Source organism: Nocardia sp. CY41 (assembly GCF_009829325.1).
Classification (GTDB): Bacteria; Actinomycetota; Actinomycetes; order Mycobacteriales; family Mycobacteriaceae; genus Nocardia.
In genome coordinates, this window is sequence record NZ_VUOS01000014.1 from 1 (window position 1) to 22,770 (window position 22,770).

The window sequence follows — 22,770 nt, forward strand, 5'->3', positions numbered from 1 at the left end:
CGAGGCGATCATCGGCAACATCCCCATCGCCATCATCCCCGCCATCGGCAGCACACCCGCCACCAACGCCGGATCCACCAACGGCTCCGGCTCCTCCTCCCGACCCGCACCCCCACCCCGACCCGGCGCCGACTCCACCCGCGGAGCAACCACACCACCCGGCACCGGCACACCCGGCTGACCCGGCACACCACTCGGCTGACCCGCCTGACCAGGCACACCCGCCGCACCCGGCACGGTCGGATTACCCGGCGCCCCAGACGAACCCGGAGCCCCGGCGTCACCGCGACCATTTGGCTGACCGGATCCTGGCTGACCCGCTTCGGGAGACTGCCCCGGCCCGGGAGAAGGACTGCCAGGCGACCCCGGCACCCCACCCGGCCGCGACCGCTGCTGATCCGGCCGGCTCGACCACGGCGTCATCGGCACCGGCGGCGCCTCGGCATCCTCGCCAGCTTCTATCTGGGGCTCTACCTCTGTTGGCGGCATCGCTTATTCATCACATCCCGCTGCCGAGTACTCGTTTCACCCGCACGTCGTTCGTGCTCGGGATGGTCAGTTCGATCACGTCACCGGTCGCCGCATCGGTGGTGACTAGCCGCGTGTCGCTGACCGCGATGCCGACCTGGGTCGGCGCGTTGTTTCGGAAATTCCAGAACACCAGATCGCCGGGCGAGACCGCGACGGGATCCACTCGCTGGCCGCACGCGGCTTGCGCGGCAATGGTGTTCGGCAACACGACTACCGACGCTTCGCCGAGCTGTCCACATGCCCGCCGCGCCGGAACGCTCGGCTGACCCGCGCCGTCCCCAACCGACGGCTGCGCGACCGCCGCCTCGGTCGTCGCGCATCGACCCGTTGTCTGCGCGGCCGATGCCTGGTAGATCACAGATCTGGTGAACTCCGTGGCGCCAGCTCGGCTACCGGAGCCGTTGCCGGCCCCGCTCGTCGTCAGCTGTGCCAGAGCGAGCTGACGCGCACACTCCACACCGATGCCCCCGTTGACGTACAGCAAGGCAGGATCCTGGCGTGGCGCGTACTTCATCGCCGTGGCGCAGGCACGATCCCACTCGGAGGCGTGGGTGTCGTCCGGTGCGATGGTCAGCTCGGCGTATGGATTCGTGGTGGGAGTGGAGGTCGTTCCACCCGCCGGTGCCCTCTTCGCAGTCGGCCGCGCCGCTGTCGTCGCGCGGCTGGGGGTCACTGTCTGCGAGGGGTCGGGCCCCACCGCACTGTCGCACTGATAGTGCAGGTCGGACGCGATCGCCGACGTCGCACCGCCGATGACCACCAGCAAAACCATCATCAACACGAGCACGACGCCCACGCCCCCCATCACCACCCATACCCAGATCGGCATCAGTATGAGCGTCAAAAGACGACCGATCATCGTATGCCTTTCTGTGTGCTTCGGCCCGTTGCCATGCGTTCGGAATTCTTATGCCGATCAGGCGTGTCGCCTGTTCCTGAGAGCTTCTATTAAATCCCCCGGTATGCGGGGCTCGAGTGGATACCGCACAGGGTCCGGCTGCGTAAACGGACGGCTAACAACGTCCGGTTGCGCGAGCGAGTTAGCACCCGTGCTCGGCTTTCCTTGTTGATATTGAATCGTTTGGGTGCCATTGTCGATCTCGGCACGCAGCACCCGGATTCGTTCGAGGTCGGTCGGATCCTGTGCTGCCCAATTGGTGGCGGCCTGGATTCGAAGTGCATGCTCGTTGGTGATCCATTTTCCCAATCGGTCGGCGTCGTGCGGGGTGAGATCGGCAATATGACCGCCGTGTACCAAAATGGTATCCGAGATATCGCCGCTCGAAATCTTCTGCAGGCGTGTAATAAAATCCATTTCGGGATTGAGAACATACGATCTGCCGAGATTTTCCAACTCCGGAGTCCGGAGAGCGACACCACCAGGGAAATCCCCCCGGTACCGATCGACGACGGCCTCCAATGCGTGGAACCTGGCCCTCACCATTTGCGGATCATGACCGTTCACCAATTCGTTCTCGAAAAGTCCGTGAGCGGCGACGACATGTCCGATGTGGCCCGACTGAAGCGGCTCTTTATCAGTATGCTTTATGACGTCCGTCGTGGCGTTCCAGGCTCGATGCAACTCCCTCCTCCGGACACCGGCCATTTGGAGGGCGAAGGGGATATTGGACGACAGGCCCGTCATATGCACGACATTCTGGGCGGCGAACGCGGCTTCCCTGTCCGCACTCGAGTCCAGTCCGAGCACTCGAGCGCGACGTCGGGCACGCGCGATGCCGTCCCGGGCCGTATTCGCATTGTGCACTTGGGTGTGCACCCCTGCATGTGCAGCCGCTCGCAGGTCCTTGGTTTTCATGCCCCGCGCCTTATTCTTCTTGTCCATATGGTCGAGCCAGGACCAAGGACTCAGCGGGTTGAGGCGGCCACCGGCCGCCCACGCCGTGACCGGCGAGCTGTTGATGGTGCTGATCGCGCCGAGCATGGCGAGCGGGGTCAGCGAGTTGGCCGCGCCAGAGTTCCCCATGCCCAAACCCATACCCAATGGGGCGCCGCCACCGGCACCCTGCGCCGTTCCGGGGTTCTGGATCGCCGCGCCGATGCGGTGGGTCACCCAGTCGTTGGCCTCGTCGATATTCCTGCTCAGACGCCGCACCTGGACGATGGCGACGACCTCGACGCCCGCCCCGATCACGAACACCACCATGATCTGACCGTTCGCCGCTCGGAACAGGCTGCCCAGCAACAGCTCATAGCCGCCGAGGGCGATGACGAAAAAGGCCATTTTCCCGCCGGCGATGAATCCGTGTACCACACAACGCACGGTGAAAGTCTGCGTCGGACCGTATATGTAACCACCGGCGGCGAACCCGAAGATCGACGCGAACCCGTAGTAGATGAGGTCGAGCGCGGCCCACATGATCTTGAAGGACAGGTACGCGGCGAAAGCCAGAAGAATGAGCGCGCACAGCAACAGCAGCAGTCCGGCTCCGATCTGACCGACGCTCGGATCTCCCATCGCGGCGTACGCGGCGCTGTCACCGCACGACTTCATTCCGTTCCGCACCCGGTCTTCGCTGCCCGCCGCCATGCCTGCGGACCACGCCGCACGGCAAGAAGGGTTGTTGTCCACCACGTGGCCGGTATTCCAGACCTGCAACGCGAGCCGGATGATATTGGTTGCCATGGTCGCTTGCAGCGTGCCGACCAACTGGTCCGGGTTAGGGTTGTTGTCCCCGTTCAGACCCGCGGCGACCGAAAGTCCCACGTTACGGCCCTGCACCAGCACACCGTGGTCGGACAACGCCTCCGCAAGCGGGTTCGTCAGGAAGAACACGCCCGCGATCGCGAAGGCGATCATCGTCACGACCTGTACAGCGGCCTTCGCGTATAAGGCGCGAACGATGAAGTAGCCCACGAAGAACGCACCGATCGCAAGCGCCGTCGACGCCAGCAGCGGTGTCGCGATCTGCGTTGTCAGGTTGCGGGCCATCGCTTGCAACGGCGCGCTGATCAGATTCAGCCACTGGAAGTCCAGCGCCTTGCCGGGCAGCCAGACCCCGGTGATCGTCAACAGCTGCCATACCGCGAACAGCGGCATGAGGATGATCCACAGCGCGAAATTACCGATGTTCAGCACTCCGCCGCGATCGACCACCAACATGTAGCTCGACACGTTGACGCCATAAGAGTCTTTGACATTCATCCAGTCGGTCGCACTGTTGGGTGCGGCCCCCCGGGTGACCGTGCCCGTCTGCGCGATGGACACCGCGTGCATCAGGCCAGGGAAGACGAACAGCACGAAGAGTGCGATGACGATCCACGTGGTGCGACGGCGACGGCGGGAAGCATTGATCCAAGCCCGGAAACGCCGGAACACCATCTGCGGTCGCCAACGGTCCGCGTCCCAGAACTGCGGTTCCCAGGGCATGCCGAAGGACGATTGATCTGTGCGAATCCTGGAGGCGAGCAGCGATCTCATCAGCGCACCGACCGCTCCGGTAGCGCCGAACGCATGCCATTGACGCTGGTCGGGGTGCTCGTGATCGCCGCGGCCCGGTCCGGACGCGCCGGACCGAGCACCTTGCCGCGACCGATGCGGTTCAACGCGTCACGCATGAACATCTCGCCACGACGCTCCTCGGGGATCTGACGACCGGGTCCGACGGGTGGCGAGGTCTCTTCCCGCAAGATCTGCAGAAGGAAGGGCGCTTCCTCCAGATCGACGCCCAGCCACTCCAAGCTGTTGCGCGCCAGCGTCTCGTCGCGCTGCCGGAAGACGAACCGGTTCGGGATCAGGTTGTGCGCCGCGCCCTGGAAGTCGGTGGCCGGATCGTGCGAGGCCAGCCCGATCGCGGCAAGGTGCTTGCGGCCGTCGCGACTGAAGTCCGAAGTGACCGCCGAGCCGACCTGCGTCTGCGTGAAGTGGTGCGCCTCGTCGCCGACCAGCAGGCCGAACCTGCCGTTGTCGGAGAGGAACGCCTCCCGCGCCGCCACGCCGACCAGTTCGTACAGCGCCGTGCCGAGCCGTTTCGTCAGCGGCAACCGGTTGTACAAGTGCGGCGTGGTGAGTTCCTCGGCGCTCGGCAGTTGCAGGTTGTGACTGCGGACGACGGTTGCGGCGGCGTCGAGACGCAGCGGTCGGAGTTTGGGGTCGAACAGCACCGGAACCCGCTCCACCACAGTGCCCAGCCGCGCCGCGAGATCGGCGTACTCCTCGCCCCGCTCGGGATGCTCCCGTAACCGGCGAACGACGTGGTACAGATCGAGCAGGCTCTTGATCTTGTGCTCGGCCATGCCTCTCGGGGACAGCAGATTGCTCACCGCCGCGCCCGCGCCGGAAGTCGGCGACAGATCCAGCAGCGGAAGAATCGAATCCAGCGCACGTTCGCCCGCGATGCGCGGGTTGAACAACCGCAGCGGATCCAGCGACACCGTGGGATTGGCCAGGTCGATGATCACCGCGTCATCGATCGACCGCGCGAAGTGCTCCCACTCGCCGACCTGACTGCGGTCGATGGCGAGGAACTGCCCGCCCATGTCGTGGACGAGCACCGCCATCAGTTTCAGGAAATACGACTTGCCCGAGCCGAGCTCGCCAGTCACGGCGAACGAGGCGGACAGGTCGTGCAGCGCGGCCTCCATGATGCCGAAGTGGATCGGCTCGAAATGGCCCGACAGCAGGTTGACACCGATCACCGGCCCGCTGTCGTCGCCGATCTGACTGGTGGTGAACGGCACGAAACCGGACCACATGTCCGAGGGAACGATGTGGGCGAAGTCGTCGAAGGCACGGCGCGGCGGGCTACCCGGAATCAGCATCGACCACAGGTCCACCTGCGCGCCGACCGGGGCGGTCATGTCGACCTGGAACCGCTTGTAGCGCCGCTTGAGCGTGTTGACCGCGTCCATCGTGGCGTCCCGCGTCGGTCCGCCGATGGCGATGACCGTCGTGAACGAAACCTCCGATTCCCCGCCGTTGACCTCGAAGTGCTGGTTGTACTCGCCGAGCATGCGCGCTTTCGAGGCCAACGTGTTCTGTGCGAACGAGACTTCTTGGTCCCGCTGATCCATCTGCTCGCCGAGCCTGCGCAAACTGAGTTCGTTGTTCTTCAACACTTGTTCGGCGGGCTTGGTCGAGATCCGCATGCCCCAGTCGACGGTGACGTCGCCGAGACCTTCGAGCACGTTGAGGAACTCGCTGCCGCCGGGAAAGGTCATGCCCGCGTAGGGGAAGGAGTGCGGCGTCAGCATCGCCTGGTAGGACGGGCGGTACTCGAAATCCGGCTGTACCACCTTGATCACGGGAACGAACGAGGGACGGATACGCCGATTGCTGTCGGCCTGTGCTCCCTCGTCGAGCGCCGCGGAGCGGAATACCGCCGCCGTCGCGTCGTCCAGCGCGCCCGCACGCGTGGGCGCCACCGGGTCCCCTGCGGCGCCGCGCGAGAGGTAGTGCTCCCACAGCCATTGGAACAGAGCCGCCGGCACCGGAACCGGATCGAAGTCACCGCCGATCCTGGACAGGATCTCGTTCGCCTTCTCGTCGTATTCGTCCAGATCGGCGCGGGAGATCGCGGTCGCATCGATCGTGGGGGTACTGCCACGCCACAGGCGCGACAGCGCGGACATGCTGGAGTTGCTGGTCCCGACCGGGATCGACAGCAGGAAGATTCGGGTCTGCGGCATGATCGCGTGCACGCGTTCGTAGGAGGCCACCACCTCGTCGGCGTAGTCCTCGCACTCGTCCAGGTCGACACCCTCCACCATCTTGGTGAGCACGTCGATCGTGTTCAGGCGCGCCTGGATGCCGAGCAGCAGCGAGCCGCTCGGCAGATTGGTGACCAGCGCGTGATGCGCCATCTTCACGTCGTACTTGTCACCGGCCTTGCGCAAGCCGTAACCGAGCGGATTGATGAAGTATGTCGCGGTGACCAGACCCGTATGGGTGAACTGGAGATTGCCGCGAATCGCCGCGGTGGGCTGTAGATCTCGTCCGAGTGCCATCAGGGGCGTCCTCCGGAGGCTGTGCCGTTGCTGTCGCCGTTGTCGTTCAATCGCCGCCACAGGTCGGTGGCCTTACCGCCTCCACTCACCACCTCGAGCAGGCGGATGCCGGATTTCGGCTGGGCGGCCAGCGCGTCAGGGCGGTCGGGCAGTAGGAGGACCACCGTCTCCTCGATGAACATGGTGTGGCGCACCGAGTCACCGGTGATCGGCATGCCAGATGCCGACACCGGCTTGCGGTAGACGATGAGCCTGCCGAGCCACAAAGCGCGGGAAAGCATCCGGACGCCCGTGTACGGCACCAGCCCGAGCACGAAGACCGCCAGGATGGTGATCGCCAGACCCGTGATGAACGTGACGGCCGGGTTCAGCGGCAACGTCATGGCTCCCACCGATGTCACCGACATCGCCGCCACGGCGACGGCGACCTGCGGCAGGGTGTAGGGGCCGAACGGCAGCTTCTGCCCGTTCTGCGCCTTGCCGATCATCGTGGGGACACGTTTGATCGGCGTGAACACCTTGATGACTTGGCTCATCGATAGCCACCGATGGGATGATCAGGGACGATCAGGTTTGCGTCCGTGCGCGCGTAGTTCATGGCCGTGGGCAGAATCCAGATCGCCACCCCGGCCATCAGCCCCGATCCGAAGACGAGGATGATCCGCCCCGGCGACAGCCTGGATTTCGCCGCCTCGGAGATCAACACACCGATCGTGATGATGGCGATGATGATCAGTCCGCCCCATCGGACAAAGATCAGGATGCCATAGAGGATGTTGCTCAAGTTACCCATCGGGCTGCCTCTCGGATCAGTTCTGCGTCGCCGGCGGAATCTTCACCGACGGCGAAGGAGTCGAGGTGGAAGTGGGCGGCGCTCCGCCGCGCGAATCCTGGCCGACGACCACCGCGAGCGGGCTCGCCAAGGCGGGAATCGGGTCGATGGACACCACTTGCCACTGGCCCGCGTTGCGCATCATGGTGAGCGGGTAGGCCAGTGTCGAGGTGGCGCCCGTGTCGGCTTTGGGGTTGACGGTGGCCAGCACTTGGGCCTTCGCTCCGCCGGAGCCGCAGCTCGAATCGTCCGTGGTGAGCGAGGTCAGCTCGACGGCGGTGAAAGGAGGCGGCTTCAGTGCGGCCAGCCCGGCATCCGGGGTGGTGTAGCGGGCCACGTCGCCGTTTCCGGCCAGCATGGCACTCAGAAAGCCCGCGGCTACCTGACCGAGCGGCGTATCCGGTGCGCACGGCGCGCCATAGGCGGGTTTGAGGTCGACGCCCTTGCCGGGAGGCTGGACCACCGCCGGCGTCGACAGCGCGCGCAACCGCCCGTCGGAGAACGAGACCGCGACACGATAGAACTGACGCTGGTCGGACGGAGCAGCGGTCGCGGCTTTGCCGACTCGGACCGACACGGTCACCGACCAGACCTCGAGCCCGCCCGCCGCGAGCGCTCGCGAGACATAGACGACCGACGGATCGGAGACGTGGCGAGCGGACGACGGCAGCGTGATCTGCTGATTGGAGCCGACGAATTCGCCGAGTCGATCCTGCTGTCCCGCAGTGGCGGTCAGATAGGTGACGACGAACTGTTCGGCGAAAGACCCGGCCAATTGCGCATGCCCGACAATTGCCGTCGTCGAATCATCCGACGGCGCGGGCGGGCCGGAGTCGAAGACACTGAGAATCGCGTGGCCGCCGCCGAGTACGGCGAGTACCGCGAGCACCGCGACCACGATGTTGTCGCGACGGCGGCGGGCGGCCATCCGGCGAAGCAGTGCCTCACCCGAATCTGCCGGTCCCCGAACCACTGTCCTCACTCCCGAAATGGTAGAGAGCACAGGCGTTCTTAACCGGCCAGTAGTTCCCACTCATGGGAATCAATCGTCAGCAGGCGGGGTTGCTTTTCACCCTGCCCGCGAGCCAATGCCGCAATTGTTCGTCATAGCCGATCGGCGCGCTGCGCTGCCGCGGTTCCAGGACCTGCCGATGGGTTTCCAGCAACGGAACGTCGTCGGCGGCCCGGACCAGCTGAGCGATCGCCAGCTGTCTGCTGGAGTACCCGGGATAGGGATAGAGGAGCAACGAGGTGGGCGTGTAACCACCGCCGTAGTTGAGTACCCGCAACGTCACCCCGCAACTGTCGCCCGACCGCAGCCGATCGCCGAGTTCCGCCAGCTTGGGACGGTCCTCCGGATGGAAGACGTCGACGGGCCGGAAGAGATAGTCCCACCGCACCCACGGCGCGGGGTCCGTCAGCCAGTGCGAGATGCTGGTGTGCTCGAGCTGCACCACGGCCAGATGCGTGCCCGCCCGGCGGTGCGCCTCACGCAATCCGATGCGCTCCAAGGTGGGCCACGCCGCCGGCGCGTTCTCCGAGGTCACATCCTCGATCAGCCACCACGCGCCGCGGGTGCGCTCGTCGTCGCGGGCGCGGATGGTGATCCGCCACTGGGCCGGGCGTCCGAATCCGTGCACCACGGTGGTGTCGAACTGCATCCGCTCACCGGGCTTGGGGTCATAGAGGAGATCGAGGACCTCCGCGTGCCGATCGAAGCTCGAGACCCGGTGGAACAATTCCGCGATCGACATCCTCGGGACGTACTGTTCGGCGGTGCTGCCGGACAGCCGCGTGATCCCGCTCGGCTGCTGGATCGTCTGACTGCTCAGGTCCCAGATGGCGCCCACCGCGGGGCGCGGCGCGGCGACGCGCTCGGATGCCGGGCCCAGCCACAGTCGCACGGCGTGCACGTCGCCGGCCGGGCCGAAGATCGGGCGGATGAGCAGCTGGTGCCGACCCGCGCGCGTCTGGATGGCCAGGTCGACATCCTGCGCTTGGTCGTGCGCGGTATGGATCGCCTCCGTCAGGCCCGCGGTCGTCAGCTTGTCGTACAACGCGGGCGTTTTGGACAGCGTGCGCTGCAACACCCGCTGCCAGCTCGCGAACTCACGCGGTGCATCCCCCACCGAGGCCACGGACATGCCGTCCGGCGCCAACGTCTCGATCGTCACCCAAGGAATCACTGCGCCACTTCGCTTCGCACTTGCCCGACCAGCCGTTCCTCCGGGTCCGCCTCAACCCGGATGAGACATCTTGTGACTCAGGCAATGTACCGTTATTTAGCGGCTCAATCAACCTGCGAGAGAACCGTCTGTCCTCATGAAGTCTCCGTCATGCTCATGGGACACGCGCAGGCGTGTTCATTTTGTTCACGTTACGTTCGGTCGAGCTACCCTCGTACCGGCGCGCAGCGCGACGGCACATCCGCCGCAAACCGGCGCACAAGATCAATGGCAACCGCCATCCGTGGCCGCTAGCATTCCCGTGGTTAATTCGGCCCGCAGCCGGAACCCGCTCTCGCCCAGGGCTTGTGCCGTTGCGCGAAAGGTCAGGCATTCCTTCCGGCCAGCGCCAGCACACCTGCGCCCATAATCGTCGCGATATCCCCGAGTTGCGAGGGAATCACGCGCAACCCGGGCAGGAAGCTCAGCCTGGCATGCGTGGCGACGGCTTCGCCCAGCGGTTTCCACAACACGGGTCCCGCTCCTGCCAGCGAGCCGCCGACCACCACGAGGTCGATGTCGAGCAATGCGGCCACCGAAGCGATCGCCCGGCCCAGCGCCGTGCCCGCCCGGCCCAGCGCCGCGGCCGGGATGTCCTCGCCTACGCGGGCTGCCTCCAGCAGCTCCGGCACCGATGTGCCGGCCCAGCCCTGCTCCCGCGCCCAGCGCACCACGGCCAGGCCGCCTGCGACCGCCTCCAGGCATCCGCGGCCGCCACACGAGCACCGATCGTCGAACCCGGGAACCAGGACATGACCCACGTGGCCGGCGTTGCCGGTGCGCCCCACCAAGCTGAAGCCGCCTACCACGACGCCGCCGGTGATGCGATCGGAGACGCCGATCGCCAGACTGTCCATCACTCCGCTCGTCGCGCCGAAACCTCGCTCCGCCAGCGCCAGGCACACGCCGTCCAGCGCGAGCGGAACCTGCGCTTCCGTGAACAGCTTCCGCGCGGCTCCGACGATGCCGAAACCCGCTCGCCACTCCGGAACATCGGCGGGAGCGATCACGCCGGCCGCCATATCGATCGGCCCGGCCGAAGCGATGCCGAGGGCGGTGACCTGGTTACCGCCCGCGACCTCGAGCAACAATTCCTGGCATCGGTCCCAGGCGCCCGTCGCCGGGATCGGGATCCTCCGGATGTCGTCGGTGTCGACATCGTCGGCGACCCTGGTCGCCGCGAAGCCCGACGACCCGATCTCCAATGCCAGCACTGTCATGAGTTACACACCACCGAAGGACTCGACACGGAAAACTGCACGCAGCATAGTCACAGACCGTCGGTGCCGGTCGGTTTGAGGGGTTGGCCGAGCACGATGTGCCGCCGGGGCGCGGGAAGAGTGGAGACCGTGCGCAGCGGACGCGGTCCGGTACGGATGATCCGCATGGGGCGCTTGTGGTCGATCGGAGCGGCGCGGTGCCGGTCCAGGTTCTCGATGACGCCGCCGGAGTTGTCGTAGGCGACGCCGGCCCAGATCATCGCGCGGGGACCGTCACCGCGGGAGGTCAGCATCTGCGCCAGCTGTTGGCACTGCACGAGCAAGGGGCAACTCTGGCAGGTGCGCACTGCTGCTCGCCAGGCATCCGGATTCCCGGTGTCCATGTCCCAGTTGTCGGGGACGTCGGCACATGGGGGCCGCTGGTTCGACTTTGCCGGAATCGACGAGACCTTTGCTGATGCAATGGATCCCGTGTCCATCGGAAGAGTTCGCGTAATGCTCATAGCCATCTCCGGGGATGCCGAGCACACACCTGTTGCAGGTGCGTGGCCCATGGATCGGACGGTCATCAGGGCTGCTCAACAGTCCCCGGAACCCAGCCGCGATAAGCTGGTCTACGCACGGTAGCCCACTGTTGCCCAGCACACAACCTCTTGTACCGCTATGTAACGGCTCGTTGACCTTGAAGCAATACCCAGCTACCGTATTTAACGGCACGTTATGAAACGGACCGTTTTCCACGGGGGCCCGACTATGGTTTCCTTTTAAACATGGCTGCAGACTCTGAATTCACGATCGACGAACTGGCACGGGCAGCCGACACCACCGTGCGCAGCGTCCGCGTGTACCACGAGCGAGGGCTCCTGCCCTCGCCGGAGGTGCGCGGGCGGATCGGGTATTACGGGTCGGACCACCTCAACCGGCTGCAAACCATCAGCCGCCTGCTGGGGCGTGGCATGAAGCTGAACGGGATCAGGGAGCTGCTCGAGGCCTGGGACCGCGGCGACGGACTCGCCGATGTGCTCGGCGTGAAGAACGCGAACGCGGCCGAACCGGATCCGGAAGCCACCACCGAGCCACAGGACAGCTACGCCGAGTTGCCGGACTACGCGAAGCAGGCGCTGGCCTCCAGCGAAGACCCGCTCGAGGCGTACCGGGTCACCAATCCGCGATGCTGCGATCTGGCCACCCGGCTCGCGGACACCGGGCTGCCGATGCAGGACACGTTCCAGTTGGTCGAGCGCCTGCGCGCGGACTGCGATCGCATCGCCGACCGCTTCGCCACCGAGCTGTTCTACCGCCTCGCCGGGCAGACCTACGAAGAATCCGCACGGACTCCGCGGGATCGCACGAAGCTGGAGACCGATCTGGCGATCGCCCGGTTGATCGTCACCCGCGCCACCTCGGAGCTGATCGATCAGGCGTTCGCCCGGCACTCCGAGCTGCCGTCGCCCACAGTGGCCTCCACCCCGCAGCTGCAAGCGGAGCAGTGACGACACGGACGCGAACCGACCGTTCTCTTATTTCCATCCGGCACGGTTCAATACTTAGGTAGACAAATCCGTTCGGCTCTTTCGAGCGGTGCGCCGACGGTGCCGGCGGAAAATCCGTTGCGCTTGCCTTCGGGCATCGAACACGGACCCCGCGAACCAGTGAACCCACCCGGGCTCGATCGGTGCCGAAGAGTTGCCACGAGGTGCCCGGCGACGGCTTCCTGCAACCGGAGCGGTGCACCCACGCTCCCGTGACGGCGCGAGCGTCCGCGCCGCCGCACACACGAAACCTACTGGGATACGTAGGTATACCGATCCGTCGACAGAAGACGGCGGACCGATGCGACTACCGCGGGCGTCGAACAAAATTCGATCGCGAAAGAGCCCCCCGAACGTTGGTCGGGGTGACAGGATTTGAACCTGCGACCCTCCGCTCCCAAAGCGGATGCGCTACCAAGCTGCGCTACACCCCGTGGCCCTCGTCGGCGGCCGGGGCGGGCCGCCGACGAGGATGAACACTCCGTGGAGCGGGTGACGGGAATCGAACCCGCACCATCAGCTTGGAAGGCTGAGGTTCTACCATTGAACTACACCCGCAGGCATACGACACCGATGGGATCGCCACGATGTCGTGTGCGATCCGACTGTACCGAACCCGACTTCCGAAACGCCAATCAGCCCCCCGCGCAGCGCGATCTCGCAGGTTGCCCGCCGGAGCGCTCCGGGGTTGCCGCGCACAGTCTCGCACGACCGGTCCGCCGGAGCCCGGCGGCGCGCGCACACGAAATTTTAAAGGCTGTTTTTCATTGAAACTCTGGCGTGTCGGATTCCGGTGGGCGAAACTCGAATGACACACCTGTCACCCCAGGAACTTCGCTCGAGGGAATTCCGATGAGGACCGCACGACTCGCCGTCACGGCCGACGCGCTCGGCGTCTCACCGAGCCACGGCCACCGGCCCCGGAGGGAGTCGAAGCGGTGCGCGCCGGGAGCGAGCCCGTCGCACGGGCCGCCGGCCGATCGCGCACCGGCTCCGCCTGCGGAGGCGCCGGCGCGCCCTCGACGCGGCCGGGCGCTCATCGCCCACCCGGGCGAGCCGGGCTCCGGCGTCAGGCCCGGGAGCGGTGGCCTACCGTGGCCGCCGCACCGCGGGCGGACCGCGAGCAGGCGCCCGCCACCGGAACGCTCGGCACCATCATCCGGAACTCGACAGGGAAGGCGAGGACCTCGCGTGCGAGGACAGATTCTCGTGAAGCGGGTGGCACCGGGACGGTCCGGACCGTCCCCGCGGCCAGCGCACCACTCCCCGCACACTTCGTACCGCGTGTCGCCAGCGCGTCGCGCCGCGATTTTGCAGCGAACCGGAATCGGGTGTAACACCAACGCGACGGGAACGATCACATACCCGGTCGCCATTCACCGAGCATCGAGAACACGTTGCAAATCACCACTTTTCGATGCCGAGTGGCTTGCTAGGATCCTTTTTGCCGGACGGGGGTATCTGGAAAGGGGGCGGTGAGCGTGCGCCGAACCAGGTGGACACAACCGCGCAGCAGTGGGAACGATCAGGGTGACGCCGGCACCTGTGTGCTCACAGGGCATCCGGGTACCGACGTCGCTCACACCGGGTGAGTCCGATGTCGGCCGATATCGAGCCCCCGGTAGCCGCCATGGCCCGTGCCTGGGCCCGTGCGGTCTGCGCCGAGCCCGGGTCGGGCGCGGCGCCCCAGCAGTTGGAACCCGTGCTGATCGAGATCGTCGAGCGCCTGCTCACGCTCGCCAGGTCGGAGCCGTTCCCGGTACCCGAAGCGCGCATGCTCGGGGCCCGGCTCGCCGAGGCGCCCTTCGACCGGATCCGGATGCTGGCGCAGGCCACGCGCTGGCTGCTCGGTTTCCCGTCCGGCGCGCCCGGTTCGCTGGTGGCCACCCGCTGGCCGTTCATCGCCAGTCAGGCCATCGACAGTTACGCCCAGGCGCTGCAGGAGCGCGCCCTGGCGCAACAAGAGCAGAATCTGTCGGCCAAGGTGTCGCTGCGGGTGCAGGAGATCGCCGCGTTGCAGCACCGACTGCGCCACGAGGCCACCCACGACGCGCTCACCGACCTGGCCAATCGGACGCTGCTGCAGGACAAGGTCCGCCTGATGGCCACCGACCCGACTCGCGGCGTCGGGCTGCTGCTGATCGACTTGGACCGGTTCAAGCAGATCAACGACGGATACGGCCATGCGATCGGCGACGAGGTGCTGGTCGAGCTGGCCGGCCGGCTGCGCGAAGCCTGTCCGCCGGATACGGTGATCTGCCGGTACGGCGGCGACGAGTTCGTGCTCGCGACCAATCCCCACCACAACAATCTCGGTGATCTCGCGCACCGGATCGTGGCCGCACTGCGTGACCCGGTCTGGTCGTCGGCGGGGCCGGTACCCGTGTCGGCCAGCGTCGGGACCGCCTACAACCCGCCGGGCAGCCCGCTGGATTTCACCGATCTGATCCGCCGCGCCGACCGGGCGATGTACTCGGCGAAGACGGCCGGTGGCCGCCGCTTCGCCCTCGCGGACGAGCCCGACATCGACACCGCCGTCGCGGGCTGACCGGGCCGCACGGCGGCGGTCCGGTCAGCCCGGTTGGCAGCTGGGGCACCAGAACAGATTCCTGGCCTGCATCACCTGGTGGGCGGTCGGCGTTCCGCACAGCCGGCAGGGGGCGCCCTGGCGGCGGTAGACGTAGGTGCGCGGACGATCCGGGGCGTAGGAGGGCTCACCGTGATCGTGTTCGGGTCGCACCACGACCATCTTCCCGACGCGCACGCCCACCCGCATCAGCGCGACCAGATCAGCCCACATGTCGGCCCATTCACCCACGGACAGCTCCGTGCCGGGGCGATGCGGCGAGATCCGATGGCGGAACAGCAGTTCCGCCCGATAGACGTTACCGACCCCGGCGAGCACCTGCTGGTCCATCAGCAGCGCACCGATCGGCCTGCGGGAACGATGGATACGCTGCCACGCCCGGTCCGGGTCCGCGCCGCGCCGCAGTGGGTCCGGACCCAGCCGGTCGGTGAGCGCGACGACCTCCGGCGGCAGCAGAATCTCGCACGCTGCGGGTCCGCGCAGGTCGGTGCCGAAGCCCGGCTGTCCGTCCGGTCCGCCGACCATGCGCATCCGCACCTGCCCGACCGGCTCCCCCATCGGCAGCCCGGACTCGGTGAACGTGCCGTACAAGCCCAGATGCACGTGCACGACCAAGCCCGAGTCGTAGTGATGCAACAGGTGTTTGCCCCACGCCTCGGATTTCGTCAGCATCTGCCCGTCCACCCGGGCCGCTCCCGCGGCGAACTTCCCCTGTGGGCTCGACACGCGCACCACACCGCCCGCGAACCGACGCTGATGCAGCCGCGCGAGACGGTGCAGTGTATGTCCTTCCGGCACAGCCGGTTACGACCTGCGTGCGCTCAGTACGCGGGAACCGCCGGGGCGATGCCGGTCTTCTCGTACTCCGCCAGGATGTCGATGCGCCGCTGGTGGCGCTCCTCGTCCGACCACGGGGTGGACACGAACGCGTCCACGATGGCCAGCGCCTCCTCGGTCGAGTGCATGCGGCCACCGATGCCGATCAGCTGCGCGTTGTTGTGCTCGCGGGCCAGCTTCGCGGTCTCCACGCTCCAGGCCAGCGCGCAGCGGGCGCCGGGCACCTTGTTGGCGGCGATCTGCTCGCCATTGCCGCTGCCGCCGAACACCAGGCCGAGGCTGCCGGGGTCGGCGACCGTCCGGCGGGCCGCCTCGATGCAGAAGGCGGGGTAGTCGTCGAGCGCGTCGTACTCGAGCGCGCCGCAGTCGACGACCTCGTGGCCCGCCTGCTCGAGATGGGCCTTGACGTGATTCTTCAGTTCGAAACCGGCATGGTCGGCACCCAGGTAAACGCGCATGGCTGGCATTGTGTCAGGCGTCCGCGACGCGGCGGCAACAGGGCACGCCCCGCGATCAACACCGCGGTGGGCCCGCGCGAATCGACTGATACGACAGCTGTGTTCGCGGCCACAAGCCCCGGTGACACGGCCGACGCGCCGACCCCGTTCCCGGCAACTGAATAGAGTTCATCCCATGCAGCCGTTCGAACCCCAGCCGCCCGACCAGGCGGGCCGACAGGCCGACCCGTACCCCCTGCAGGGCGGGTGGGTCTCGGCTCAGGACACGCCTGCCGCGTCCTACGGCCAGCAGTACACCTCGGGCTCACATCCGGCCGCTCCCCCGGCCGGGTACCCGGCGCCGTACGGTTCCTACCCCGGCCTTCCGGTGCCGCCCCCGGCGCCGCCGCAGCGGCAGCCCCGCGGCCTGTCTCCGTTCGGCATGCCCGCCCGGCACAGCTGGGAGATCCCGATGCTGGTGGTCGTGGTGGTGCTGACCGTGTTCGCGTACCTGATCGCGCTGGTGCTGCTCGCGACCGGCAACTTCGACCAGTACGTGCTGGCGTTCGCGGCCGCCCCGCTGCTGCTGTGGTTCGGCCGCGGCATCAACTACGCCGGTCAGCGGGTCAACGGCGTCAAGATGTCGCCGACGCAGTTCCCCGGGGGCTATCAGATGGTGGTGGACGCCGCCGCCCGCTTCGGCATGGCGAAGGCGCCCGACGCGTATGTCGTGCTCGGCAACGGCCAGATCAACGCGTTCGCCAGCGGCCACGGCTTCCGGCGCTACGTGGTGGTCTACAGCGATCTGTTCGAAATCGGCGGCGCCGCACGCGAACCCGACGCGTTGGCGTTCATCATCGGCCACGAGGTCGGCCACATCGCGGCCGGGCACACGTCGTACTGGCGGCAACTGGGCATGTTCCTCGTCCCGTTCCTGCCGATCATCGGCAACAGCCTGATCCGCGCGCAGGAGTACACCGCGGACAACCACGGTTACTGCAACCGGCACACCGGGGCCTCCGCCGCCATGGGCACCCTGGCCGCGGGCAAGTACATGAACCGGCTGATCGGCTTCGACGAGATGGCCGATCGGGCGGCCGTCGAGAAGGGATTCTTCGTCTGGATGGTGAACGCCCTGTCCAGCCACCCGGTGCTCACCTGGCGGATGTGGGCGCTGCGCGATCGCAGCAGGCACGGGAAGCTGTTCCTGCGCCCGGCGCCGCCCGCGGGCGCGGGCATGCCGGCGAGCTACGCGAGTTCCTACGGTCAGGTACCCGCGAGCCCGCCGAAGTCCGTGCTCTGACCGATGCGGGTGCCGCCAGGCGGCACCCGCGCACAACTGCTCAGTCGAACGACGGGTCTTCCGTCCGGGTGCGCTTCAGCTCGAAGAAGTGCGGGTAGGACGCCAGCGCCACAGCGCCGTCCCAGAGCTTGCCCGCCTCCTCGCCGCGTGGGATCCGGGACAGCACCGGACCGAAGAACGCGGTCCCGTTGATGTGGATGGTCGGGGTGCCGACATCCGGGCCCACCTTGTCCATCCCCTCGTGGTGGCTCTTGCGCAGCGCCTCGTCGTAGTCGGTGCTCTCCGCGGCCGCGGCCAGCTCGGCGGGCAGGCCGACCTCCGCGAGCGAGTCGGCGATCACCGCGGCGAGGCTTTCCTTGCGGCTGTCGCGTTCGTACTCGGCGCGGCGGTTGTGGATGCGCGTGCCCATCGCGGTGTAGAGCGGCAACAGCACCTTGTCGCCGTGCTCCTGCGCCGCGGCGATCGCGACGCGGACCGGGCCCCAGCCCGTGTCGAGCAGCTCCTGGTACTGCGGCGGCACATCCTTGCCCTCGTTCAGCACCGACAGGCTCATCACGTGGAACCGGGCTTCGATGTCGCGCACCTGCTCGACCTCGAGAATCCAGCGGGACGTGATCCAGCACCACGGGCACAGCGGGTCGAACCAGAAATCGGCGACGTCCTTGGTGACTTTCTCGGTCACGGGCGGCTTCCTCTCGATCGCATGCGGACGGACGGCGCGCACACTTCGCCGCCCTACCTCGACCAACCACGGCGGCTCCCGATTCGTTCCCACCCGGGGAGCCGTTTTCCGCCGGCCGCGCGCACGGCGGACAGTAGGGTTGATCGGCAGGAGCTTGGTTCCCTTCGGAGAAGGAGTCCGCAATGAGTCCTGACCAGCGTTTCGTCATCGTCGGCGGCGGACTGGGCGCGGCCAAACTCGCGGAAGCGTTGCGCGCCAAGGATTTCGACGGAAGCGTGACGCTGATCGGCGCCGAGGAGCGGCTGCCCTACGACCGGCCGCCGCTGTCGAAGGAGCATCTCGCCGGGAAGAAGGCGCTGCCGGAGTTCACCGTCGTTCCCGCGCAGTGGTACCGCGACCACCACGTCGAAGTCCGCCTCGGTACCACCGTCACCGGGCTCGACCCCGCGGCGAAGACGATCACCCTGCCCGACGATTCCACCCTGCCCTACGACAAGCTCGCGCTGGCCACCGGTTCGACGCCCCGGACCCTGCCGATCCCCGGCGCCGACGCGCCCAACGTGTACACGTTGCGGACCATCGAGGACTCCGACACCCTGATCGAGCTGTTCAGCAACGCGACGCGCCGGATCGTCATCATCGGAGCGGGCTGGATCGGCTTGGAGGTCGCCGCGGCGGCGCGGGCGGCGGGCGTGGAGGTGACCATCGTGGAGCGCGCCGATCTGCCGCTGCTGGCGGTGCTCGGGCCGGAGATGGGTCAGGTGTTCGCCGACCTGCACCGGGCCAACGGCGTGGAGTTCCGGTTCGGCGCCCAGGTCGAGGCGATCACCACCGAGGACGCCATCGCCACGGCGGTCGCCAACGGCGTCCGGCTCGCCGACGGCAGCACGATCGAGGCCGACGCCGTGCTGGTCGCCGTCGGCGCGCGCCCGAACGTGGAACTGGCCGCCGACGCCGGGCTCGCGGTGGACGACGGCGTGCTCGTCGACGAGCGGCTGGCCACCAGCGACGCGGACATCGTCGCGGTGGGCGATATAGCCGCGCAGCGGCATCCGGTCCTGAACCGCCGGATCCGGGTCGAGCACTGGGCGAACGCGCTCAACCAACCCGCGGTCGCCGCAGCGACCATGCTCGGCCACGAGGCCACCTACGATCGGCTGCCCTACTTCTTCACCGACCAATACGACCTGGGCATGGAATACACGGGCTTCGCCGCGCCGGACGAGTACGCAAAGGTGGTCGTCCGGGGTGACACGGCGAAGCGCGAGTTCGTGGCCTTCTGGCTGGACGCGGACAACCGCGTGCTCGCCGGGATGAACGTGAACGTGTGGGACGTGACCGACCGGATCAAGGAACTGATCCTGGCGGGCGATCCGGTCGACCCGGACCGGCTGGCCGACACCACGGCACAGTTGTGATGTGGATCACCAACACGACGTGTCGAATCCGTGCGCTGGGCTCCGACCTCTTCGCGAGCGCTACCGGAGCGCTCCACGCGACCGAACGCACGAGAGGAAACGAATCGTGAAGTACATGCTGCTGAAGACCTACGGACCCACCGCGTACTGCGACACACCGATCAACGAATGGTCCCCGGAAGAGATCCAAGCGCACATAGACTTCCAGCGCGCGCTGGGTGCGCAGCTCGCCGAGGCGGGCGAGCTGGTGGACGCGCAGGGTTTGGCCGGGCCGGAAGAGGCGCGGATCGTCAGTTCGGACGGTCGATCGGCGCCGGTGGTCACCGACGGGCCGTTCCCGGAGACCAAAGAGTTCTTGGCCGGATACTGGATCGTCGACGTGGACAGTCCCGAACGGGCCTACGAGATCGCCGCGCAGGCCTCCGCCGCACCCGGCCCCGGCGGTAAACCGATCGGCGAGTACATCGAAGTGCGCGCGGTGATGGGCGCCCCCGCCACCGAGCAATGAGCGACCGGCGTGCGGTGCCCGACGACACACCGCTCCCGGCGAGCACCGAGGACCTGCTGCGCGCACTGGCGCCGCAGGTCCTCGGAACGCTCGTCCGCCGGTTCGGCGACTTCGACACCGCCGAGGACGCGTTGCAGGAAGCGCTGCTGGCGGCCGCGACCCAGTGGCCGCGGGAAGGCCTGCCGGACAATCCGCGGGCCTGGCTGGTCCAGGTCGCGCAACGTCGCATGGCCGACGCCGTGCGCGCGGAGGTGGCGCGGCGGCGCAGGGAGACCGCGGCCTTCGACCGCGAAGTGATCGACGCCGTCTCGGTGGACCACGACGACACGCTCACCATGCTGTTCCTGTGCTGTCATCCGGCGCTGTCGCCCGCCGCGGCCATCGCGCTGACCCTGCGGGCGGTGGGCGGACTCGGCACCGAACAGATCGCCCGCGCCTTCCTGTTGCCGGAACCGACTATGGCGCAACGGATCACGCGGGCGAAGAAGAAGCTGGCCACGGTCGAGCGTCCCTTCGCGCAGCCGGGTGACCGGCACTGGCGGGAACGGCTCGGCGCGGTCCTGCACGTGCTGTACCTGATCTTCACCGAGGGCCACACCAGCAGTTCCGGACTCGCGTTGCAGCGGACCGATCTGTCCGACGAGGCGATCCGGCTCACCAGGACCGTGCACCGGCTGCTGCCCGACGACTCCGAGGTCACCGGCCTGCTCGCGTTGATGCTGCTCACCGACGCCCGCCGCACGGCACGCACCGGCGCGCACGGCGAACTCATCCCGCTGGCCGAACAGCGTCGCGCGCTGTGGGATCGGGCGCTGATCACCGAAGGGACGACCCTCGTCACCGGCACGCTCGCGGGCGGACTGCGCGGCCCTTATCAGATCCAGGCGGCCATCGCGGTTCTGCACGCGCAGGCGCCGCGGGCCGAGGACACCCAGTGGACCGAGATCCTCGCGCTCTACGAGCGGCTCGAACAGCTGTCGGACAATCCGATGGTGACGCTCAACCGGACGGTGGCGACGGCGATGGTGTCGGGCCCCGAAGCCGGTCTCGCACTGACCGAGACGCTCGACGAGCGGCTGCCGGGCACCCACCGGCTCGACGCCGTACGCGGACACCTGCACGAGATGGCCGGCGCGGTGGACGCGGCCATCGGTTGCTACACCAGCGCCGCCGCCCGCACGACGAGCGTGCCCGAGCGCGACTATCTCACCATTCGCGCGGCACGGTTGCGCCACGAAGCGAATGCGAATCTCGCGGGGTGAAGGTGGCTTCCGATGCTCCCGCGACGCGCCGGGCAGTAACGGGCGAGGACGCTCGTCGATCGCGGCGGGGCAGACTACGCGGTGTGGCAGGCAAACACAGTGCGGGAGTCCTTCTCTTCCGCCGGACCCCGGACCGCGCCGTCGAGATGTTGCTCGGGCATATGGGCGGTCCGTTCTGGGCGCGAAAAGACCTGGGCGCTTGGTCGATTCCGAAGGGCGAGTACGAGCCGGAGGCCGAGGACGCGCGGACGGCGGCGCGCCGCGAGTTCACCGAGGAACTCGGACTGCCGGTCCCCGACGGCGCGTGGCTGCCGCTGGGCGAGACGCGCTACAGCGGCGGCAAGAAGATTCTCACCGTCTGGGCCGTCGAAGGCGACCTCGACCCCGCCGCCGTGGTGCCGGGAACCTTCGAGCTCGAATGGCCGCCGCGCTCCGGCCGGTTCGCGCAGTTCCCGGAGATCGACCGCGTGGAGTGGTTCGACGCGCCCACCGCGCGGGCGAAGCTGGTCGCCGGGCAGCGGCCCTGCGTGGACCGGCTGGCCGAGTTGCTCGGGGAATGACCGTCAGCGCGGCACGCCGGCCCAGGCGCGGCCGGTGATGAGTTCGTAGGCCTCGACGTACTTCTGGCGCGTCGCGTCGACGACCTCCGCCGGGATCTCCGGGCCGGGCGCCTCCTTGTTCCAGCCCGTGGAGGTGGACCAGTCGCGGACGAACTGCTTGTCGAAAGAGCGCTGCGCGCGGCCGGGCTCCCACTCGTCGGCGGGCCAGAACCGCGACGAATCGGAGGTCAGCACTTCGTCGCCGAGGGTGAGCACGTCTCCGTCCCAGCCGAATTCGACCTTGGTGTCGGCGACGATGACACCGCGTTCGGCGGCATGCGCGGCGCCTTGGGCGTAGATGTGCAGGGTCAGTTCGCGCAGCCGCTCCGCGATCTCGCGCCCCTCCTGGTTCACCACGTCCGCGAAGGTGATCGACTCGTCGTGCCCCTCGGACGCTTTGGTGGTCGGCGTGAAGATCGGCTCCGGCAGCTTGTCGCCCTCGCGCAGCCCGGGCGGCAGCTCGACACCGGACACCGAGCCCGTCCGCCGGTATTCCACCAGCCCCGAACCGGTCAGGTAGCCGCGCGCGATGCACTCCACCTGGACCATCTTCAGCGGCTTGACCCGGATGCCGCGACCGGCGAACTCGGCGGGCACGTCGGTGGCGGAGACCACGTGGTTGGGCACATCGGTGAAGTACTCGAACCACCAGTTCGACAGCTGGGTCAGCAGCGCACCCTTGTCCGGGATCGGCGTCGGCAGCACCACGTCGTAGACCGACACACGGTCGGAGGCGACCAGCAGCAGCGTGTCGCCGTCCTCGTACAGGTCACGCACCTTCCCGGCGTGCACATGCTTCAACGTCGAGCCTCCGAATCCGTGCTGATGAACCG

Annotated in this window: 21 protein-coding genes and 2 tRNA genes; 8 read left to right on the plus strand and 15 right to left on the minus strand. The window is 67.5% G+C overall.

What is annotated here, in order from left to right; translation table 11 throughout:
* Nucleotides 1–181 (plus strand): hypothetical protein (locus GVY64_RS16510; RefSeq protein ID WP_442939598.1); only part of this gene is annotated, 181 nt, incomplete at its 5' end.
* A gap of 318 nt (nucleotides 182–499) precedes the next feature.
* Here the strand turns inward: GVY64_RS16510 and GVY64_RS16515 are convergent.
* The 9 genes from GVY64_RS16515 to GVY64_RS16555 all read right to left on the minus strand — a co-directional run bounded on the left by GVY64_RS16515 (nucleotide 500) and on the right by GVY64_RS16555 (nucleotide 11,155).
* Nucleotides 500–1,360 (minus strand): hypothetical protein, encoded by an 861-nt coding sequence (locus tag GVY64_RS16515; protein ID WP_159842320.1) that lies wholly within the window; start codon nucleotides 1,358–1,360, stop codon nucleotides 500–502.
* An 87-nt stretch (nucleotides 1,361–1,447) separates the two neighbouring features.
* A complete protein-coding gene (locus GVY64_RS16520; RefSeq protein ID WP_159842322.1) occupies nucleotides 1,448–3,970 on the minus strand; it encodes a hypothetical protein in 2,523 nt (840 codons plus the stop codon).
* Complete coding sequence (locus GVY64_RS16525; RefSeq protein WP_159842324.1) at nucleotides 3,970–6,495, minus strand: ATP-binding protein; 2,526 nt, start codon at nucleotides 6,493–6,495, stop codon at nucleotides 3,970–3,972. The genes GVY64_RS16520 and GVY64_RS16525 overlap by 1 nt, the downstream gene beginning before the upstream one ends.
* Complete coding sequence (locus GVY64_RS16530) at nucleotides 6,495–7,031, minus strand: hypothetical protein (RefSeq protein WP_201298037.1); 537 nt, start codon at nucleotides 7,029–7,031, stop codon at nucleotides 6,495–6,497. Before GVY64_RS16530 ends, GVY64_RS16525 begins: the two co-directional genes overlap by 1 nt.
* Nucleotides 7,028–7,279, minus strand: coding sequence for a hypothetical protein (locus GVY64_RS16535; protein WP_442939599.1), 252 nt, complete (start codon nucleotides 7,277–7,279; stop codon nucleotides 7,028–7,030). Before GVY64_RS16535 ends, GVY64_RS16530 begins: the two co-directional genes overlap by 4 nt.
* Nucleotides 7,280–7,304: 25 nt before the next feature.
* The gene (locus tag GVY64_RS16540) at nucleotides 7,305–8,309 is read right to left on the minus strand and encodes a conjugal transfer protein (RefSeq protein WP_236566878.1); all 1,005 of its coding nucleotides are present in this window, start codon (nucleotides 8,307–8,309) and stop codon (nucleotides 7,305–7,307) included.
* 67 nt (nucleotides 8,310–8,376) lie between these two features.
* Nucleotides 8,377–9,501 (minus strand): GAF domain-containing protein, encoded by a 1,125-nt coding sequence (locus GVY64_RS16545; RefSeq protein WP_159842328.1) that lies wholly within the window; start codon nucleotides 9,499–9,501, stop codon nucleotides 8,377–8,379.
* A gap of 377 nt (nucleotides 9,502–9,878) precedes the next feature.
* Nucleotides 9,879–10,772 (minus strand): ROK family protein, encoded by an 894-nt coding sequence (locus GVY64_RS16550; RefSeq protein WP_159842330.1) that lies wholly within the window; start codon nucleotides 10,770–10,772, stop codon nucleotides 9,879–9,881.
* Nucleotides 10,773–10,822: 50 nt separating this feature from the next.
* Nucleotides 10,823–11,155 carry a hypothetical protein gene (locus GVY64_RS16555; protein WP_159842332.1) on the minus strand — a complete coding sequence of 111 codons (333 nt, stop codon included), beginning with the start codon at nucleotides 11,153–11,155 and terminating at the stop codon, nucleotides 10,823–10,825.
* Between the two features lie 387 nt (nucleotides 11,156–11,542).
* Here GVY64_RS16555 and GVY64_RS16560 point away from each other — a divergent pair, with 387 nt between their 5' ends.
* Nucleotides 11,543–12,265 (plus strand): MerR family transcriptional regulator, encoded by a 723-nt coding sequence (locus tag GVY64_RS16560; protein WP_159842334.1) that lies wholly within the window; start codon nucleotides 11,543–11,545, stop codon nucleotides 12,263–12,265.
* Nucleotides 12,266–12,661: 396 nt separating this feature from the next.
* Here GVY64_RS16560 and GVY64_RS16565 read toward each other — a convergent pair.
* Both GVY64_RS16565 and GVY64_RS16570 read right to left on the minus strand, forming a co-directional pair.
* A tRNA-Pro gene (locus tag GVY64_RS16565) sits at nucleotides 12,662–12,738 on the minus strand.
* 50 nt (nucleotides 12,739–12,788) lie between these two features.
* A tRNA-Gly gene (locus GVY64_RS16570) sits at nucleotides 12,789–12,862 on the minus strand.
* Between the two features lie 1,039 nt (nucleotides 12,863–13,901).
* On the opposite strand from GVY64_RS16570, the gene GVY64_RS16575 reads away from it, so the two are divergent.
* Entirely contained in the window at nucleotides 13,902–14,852 is a 951-nt protein-coding gene (locus GVY64_RS16575) for a GGDEF domain-containing protein (protein ID WP_159842336.1), read from the plus strand.
* A 24-nt stretch (nucleotides 14,853–14,876) separates the two neighbouring features.
* On the opposite strand, the gene GVY64_RS16580 is transcribed toward GVY64_RS16575, so the two are convergent.
* Together GVY64_RS16580 and GVY64_RS16585 are read right to left on the minus strand one after the other, a co-directional pair.
* Nucleotides 14,877–15,689 (minus strand): Fpg/Nei family DNA glycosylase, encoded by an 813-nt coding sequence (locus GVY64_RS16580; protein WP_159842338.1) that lies wholly within the window; start codon nucleotides 15,687–15,689, stop codon nucleotides 14,877–14,879.
* 23 nt (nucleotides 15,690–15,712) lie between these two features.
* Nucleotides 15,713–16,186, minus strand: a complete 474-nt coding sequence (locus tag GVY64_RS16585; protein WP_159842340.1) for a ribose-5-phosphate isomerase — start codon at nucleotides 16,184–16,186, stop codon at nucleotides 15,713–15,715.
* A gap of 175 nt (nucleotides 16,187–16,361) precedes the next feature.
* Between GVY64_RS16585 and GVY64_RS16590 the strand changes: the two genes are divergently transcribed.
* A complete protein-coding gene (locus tag GVY64_RS16590; RefSeq protein ID WP_236566879.1) occupies nucleotides 16,362–17,468 on the plus strand; it encodes a M48 family metallopeptidase in 1,107 nt (368 codons plus the stop codon).
* A 40-nt stretch (nucleotides 17,469–17,508) separates the two neighbouring features.
* Here the strand turns inward: GVY64_RS16590 and GVY64_RS16595 are convergent, their stop codons facing one another.
* Entirely contained in the window at nucleotides 17,509–18,150 is a 642-nt protein-coding gene (locus GVY64_RS16595) for a mycothiol-dependent nitroreductase Rv2466c family protein (protein WP_159842342.1), read from the minus strand.
* A 182-nt stretch (nucleotides 18,151–18,332) separates the two neighbouring features.
* Between GVY64_RS16595 and GVY64_RS16600 the strand changes: the two genes are divergently transcribed.
* The 4 genes from GVY64_RS16600 to GVY64_RS16615 all read left to right on the plus strand — a co-directional run bounded on the left by GVY64_RS16600 (nucleotide 18,333) and on the right by GVY64_RS16615 (nucleotide 21,898).
* Nucleotides 18,333–19,568, plus strand: coding sequence for an NAD(P)/FAD-dependent oxidoreductase (locus GVY64_RS16600; RefSeq protein WP_159842344.1), 1,236 nt, complete (start codon nucleotides 18,333–18,335; stop codon nucleotides 19,566–19,568).
* 106 nt (nucleotides 19,569–19,674) lie between these two features.
* On the plus strand, nucleotides 19,675–20,076 hold the full coding sequence (locus GVY64_RS16605; RefSeq protein ID WP_201298038.1) for a YciI family protein: 402 nt from the start codon (nucleotides 19,675–19,677) through the stop codon (nucleotides 20,074–20,076).
* Complete coding sequence (locus GVY64_RS16610) at nucleotides 20,073–21,338, plus strand: RNA polymerase sigma factor (RefSeq protein ID WP_159842346.1); 1,266 nt, start codon at nucleotides 20,073–20,075, stop codon at nucleotides 21,336–21,338. Before GVY64_RS16605 ends, GVY64_RS16610 begins: the two co-directional genes overlap by 4 nt.
* Nucleotides 21,339–21,421: 83 nt before the next feature.
* A complete protein-coding gene (locus GVY64_RS16615) occupies nucleotides 21,422–21,898 on the plus strand; it encodes an NUDIX domain-containing protein (RefSeq protein ID WP_159842348.1) in 477 nt (158 codons plus the stop codon).
* A gap of 3 nt (nucleotides 21,899–21,901) precedes the next feature.
* Here the strand turns inward: GVY64_RS16615 and GVY64_RS16620 are convergent, their stop codons facing one another.
* Nucleotides 21,902–22,738 (minus strand): phosphoribosylaminoimidazolesuccinocarboxamide synthase, encoded by an 837-nt coding sequence (locus tag GVY64_RS16620; RefSeq protein WP_159842350.1) that lies wholly within the window; start codon nucleotides 22,736–22,738, stop codon nucleotides 21,902–21,904.
* Nucleotides 22,739–22,770: the final 32 nt, after the last annotated feature.

What these genes read in the sequence shown, in the direction of transcription:
- GVY64_RS16515 (WP_159842320.1), bottom strand. Translation starts at nt 1,360, where the DNA reads ATGCCGATCTGGGTATGGGTGGTGATGGGGGGCGTGGGCGTCGTGCTC.
- GVY64_RS16520 (WP_159842322.1), bottom strand. Translation starts at nt 3,970, where the DNA reads ATGAGATCGCTGCTCGCCTCCAGGATTCGCACAGATCAATCGTCCTTC.
- GVY64_RS16525 (WP_159842324.1), bottom strand. Translation starts at nt 6,495, where the DNA reads ATGGCACTCGGACGAGATCTACAGCCCACCGCGGCGATTCGCGGCAAT.
- GVY64_RS16530 (WP_201298037.1), bottom strand. Translation starts at nt 7,031, where the DNA reads ATGAGCCAAGTCATCAAGGTGTTCACGCCGATCAAACGTGTCCCCACG.
- GVY64_RS16550 (WP_159842330.1), bottom strand. Translation starts at nt 10,772, where the DNA reads ATGACAGTGCTGGCATTGGAGATCGGGTCGTCGGGCTTCGCGGCGACC.
- GVY64_RS16555 (WP_159842332.1), bottom strand. Translation starts at nt 11,155, where the DNA reads ATGGACACCGGGAATCCGGATGCCTGGCGAGCAGCAGTGCGCACCTGC.
- GVY64_RS16560 (WP_159842334.1), top strand. Translation starts at nt 11,543, where the DNA reads ATGGCTGCAGACTCTGAATTCACGATCGACGAACTGGCACGGGCAGCC.
- GVY64_RS16575 (WP_159842336.1), top strand. Translation starts at nt 13,902, where the DNA reads ATGTCGGCCGATATCGAGCCCCCGGTAGCCGCCATGGCCCGTGCCTGG.
- GVY64_RS16585 (WP_159842340.1), bottom strand. Translation starts at nt 16,186, where the DNA reads ATGCGCGTTTACCTGGGTGCCGACCATGCCGGTTTCGAACTGAAGAAT.
- GVY64_RS16590 (WP_236566879.1), top strand. Translation starts at nt 16,362, where the DNA reads ATGCAGCCGTTCGAACCCCAGCCGCCCGACCAGGCGGGCCGACAGGCC.
- GVY64_RS16600 (WP_159842344.1), top strand. Translation starts at nt 18,333, where the DNA reads ATGAGTCCTGACCAGCGTTTCGTCATCGTCGGCGGCGGACTGGGCGCG.
- GVY64_RS16610 (WP_159842346.1), top strand. Translation starts at nt 20,073, where the DNA reads ATGAGCGACCGGCGTGCGGTGCCCGACGACACACCGCTCCCGGCGAGC.